This is a genomic window from Streptomyces solicavernae, from assembly GCF_029968095.1.
GTDB lineage: Bacteria > Actinomycetota > Actinomycetes > Streptomycetales > Streptomycetaceae > Streptomyces > Streptomyces solicavernae.
On sequence record NZ_JASCIR010000082.1, the window covers coordinates 1 to 2,313 of the forward strand.

The 2,313-nt window shown below is 66.7% G+C and carries 3 protein-coding genes and 2 pseudogenes; 3 read left to right on the forward strand and 2 right to left on the reverse strand.

Features of this window, described 5'->3' with window-relative positions:
• Nucleotides 1–119: 119 nt before the first annotated feature.
• Nucleotides 120–455: a hypothetical protein gene (locus tag QIS99_RS32025; RefSeq protein WP_282517269.1), complete on the forward strand. Its 336-nt coding sequence runs from the start codon at nt 120–122 to the stop codon at nt 453–455.
• 238 nt (nt 456–693) lie between these two features.
• A complete protein-coding gene (locus QIS99_RS32030) occupies nt 694–894 on the forward strand; it encodes a hypothetical protein (protein ID WP_282517270.1) in 201 nt (66 codons plus the stop codon).
• Nucleotides 895–1,133: 239 nt separating this feature from the next.
• Here the strand turns inward: QIS99_RS32030 and QIS99_RS32035 are convergent.
• Both QIS99_RS32035 and QIS99_RS32040 read right to left on the reverse strand, forming a co-directional pair.
• Nucleotides 1,134–1,412, reverse strand: a pseudogene (locus QIS99_RS32035) (HNH endonuclease); the annotation flags it as partial.
• Nucleotides 1,340–2,077: a hypothetical protein gene (locus QIS99_RS32040; protein ID WP_282517271.1), complete on the reverse strand. Its 738-nt coding sequence runs from the start codon at nt 2,075–2,077 to the stop codon at nt 1,340–1,342. The gene QIS99_RS32040 and the pseudogene QIS99_RS32035, both read right to left, overlap by 73 nt.
• 80 nt (nt 2,078–2,157) lie before the next feature.
• Between QIS99_RS32040 and QIS99_RS32255 the strand changes: the two are divergent.
• Nucleotides 2,158–2,313: pseudogene (locus tag QIS99_RS32255) on the forward strand (IS630 family transposase); the annotation flags it as partial.

The window sequence follows — 2,313 nt, forward strand, 5'->3', positions numbered from 1 at the left end:
CGCCTACTACACGGCCAACCCCCCAGCGTCACTCCAGAAAACCAGCTAACTCACTCTCCACAAAACCCGGTGCTTGACACTCCACGAAACCCGGTGCTTGACACTATGGGGGAGGAATCTTGAGCAAGACCATCCGCCGAATCAGCACCCTGACCGCAGGCGTGGCCCTCGCAGCCACAGCCGCACTCGGAACCGCAGCACCAGCCCAGGCAGATGTCGGTGCGGCCGGGACCCTCGACTGCCGGGAATTCATCCAGCATGAGCAAAAGTACGCCGGGGCCACCTGCACCGACGTCAGCGGGGCGCACGTCTGGCGCGTGCGGGTCATCTGCGGGTACGCCCCGGATCAGTACAGCAACTGGGTAGCGACCCGGATCGGCAGCACGGTGGGCATGGGGGCGTACTGCCCGTGGTACAGCAACGGTGTCGGCGGTGTCACCGTCGAAATCCAGTAGGTCCTTCACCGCGTGGCCAGCGTGCTGGTCTCGCGACACGGCCGCGGGGCGGACCGGCCCCGTGGTCACGAACAATCAATCCAACTCAGGGGGAACACATGCTTCATGCCATGCGCCGTAAGACATCGCCGCGCTGACGGTGGTCATCGCCGTCGGTGCTCTTGGTGCCGCCACTGTGCCGGCCAGCGCCTCGGAGACCTCCGACTTCCGTTTCGCGCTGACACAAGCGCAAGAACCGGTGAAGGTGAAGGGAGCGGCCTCGTGCGAGGCGATGGTCGCCAGCTACGGATACCCGGTGGGGCCGAAGACGAAGGCGGCTTGTGCCCACGTCGAGCCGGAGCCGGCTCCGTACGGGAAGCGGCTTGACTGCCAGCTGGGGCTGGAGGCGGCCGGCCTGACCCCGAACGAGGCGATCGGCGCCTGCTGGGCCCGGCCGTAGCACGGCGCCTTCACCGCCGCGACTTGGTCTCCCGGAACGTGGAGACAACGCAGCGTTGCGCCTTGCCCCATCGGGTCATCAGCCCGATGGGGCACTTCCCGCGCAGGGACAGAGCCCTGTGGCGTTACGGCGGCCTCCTGACAGTGAGTTTCCGGGTTTCGACGGTGGCCGGCGGCACTACTTCCAGGGCGGGCCGAAAGCCGCGGTGCCCCCCCAGGAGGGGAGCACCAGCAGGTCAGTTAGGAGGCCGGGGTGTAGTGGACGACGGTGGTCTCGCAGGCCTCGGCGAATACCTTCAGTGCGTCGGCTTCGGCTTGGTCCGCGCTCAGGCCCCAGCGGAGTTTCGTGGCGGTCCACTCGGCGATGTAGCGGCACTGCGCGTCCGGGTTCGGGGGCATCCACTGCGCCGGGTCCTGGTCGGCCTTCTGACGATTCGTCTTCGCGGTCACCGCGACCAGGCTGCGCTCGGCGTCGAGGTCGTTCGCGTACGCCTCACGATGATTCGCGCTCCACTGCGACGTGGACGTTGCCCCTCTTCCGGGGGAATCGGGGGTCGGCCCAGTTTCCTCTTCGCGTAGGAAGCACGACTCAGTTCGATGGCCTGCGGCCTCGGCAGCCTTCTCTTCAGGCTACGAGCTGCTTCGAGTTCGGCCGGGGACAAACTCCCGCCGCTGCGCATCGCGTGTTCGAGATGCCGCTGCAGCGTCCCTTGCGGCACCTCTTCCCGCCACGTCCACACGTCTTCGCCGCCAGGGTCTCGGCCACGATCCAGGTAGTACAGCTTGTCGGTGCCGTCCTTCTTCATCACAGTCGCCACCTGACGGCGCCTGCGCTGGCTGGGTACGGGATTCTTTGGCGTACCTCCGGTTCGCCTCTCCTCGGCCCGATGCCACGCATGCCTCCACTGCCTGAGCTCCACGCCTCGTAGGCCGCAGGCCTGAGCGAAGGCGACGACAAATTCCGGCGACGGAGGCCTGGCGGTCTCGTTCATCACGCGCCATACGGTGGAGTGCGACAAGGTCCCCGCGCTGATGTCCTCGATCTCCTGGTAGGACCGTGCACCGCTCTTTCGGTACAGCTCCACCAATGCCCGCTGGAGGTCGGCGAAGTCCCGGACATACAGGATGTGCTTGGCCTTCTCCTTCAGGGGCTGAGTGGTCTGCACGTGGTGGTAGTGCTGCATCAGGCAACGTTTGCCCTGTTGTGATGTGACGCGCCGCCTCGGTGCTGTGCCGGACGGCGCGTGGCCGTCACGCTGTCCGGATGGCGGAACGAGTGCGTGTACGCGAGATCGACGATGACGAGGGCAGACGGCTGCTGCGGATCATCCGCCGGGGCACTGGGTCGGTGGTGACCTGGCGGCGTGCCCAGATGATCCTGCTGTCCGCGCAGGGCATGCCGGTGGCGAAGATCGCCGAA

Excerpts from the sequence above, each read along its gene's own strand:
- QIS99_RS32040 (WP_282517271.1), bottom strand. The coding sequence starts at position 2,077 with ATGCAGCACTACCACCACGTGCAGACCACTCAGCCCCTGAAGGAGAAG.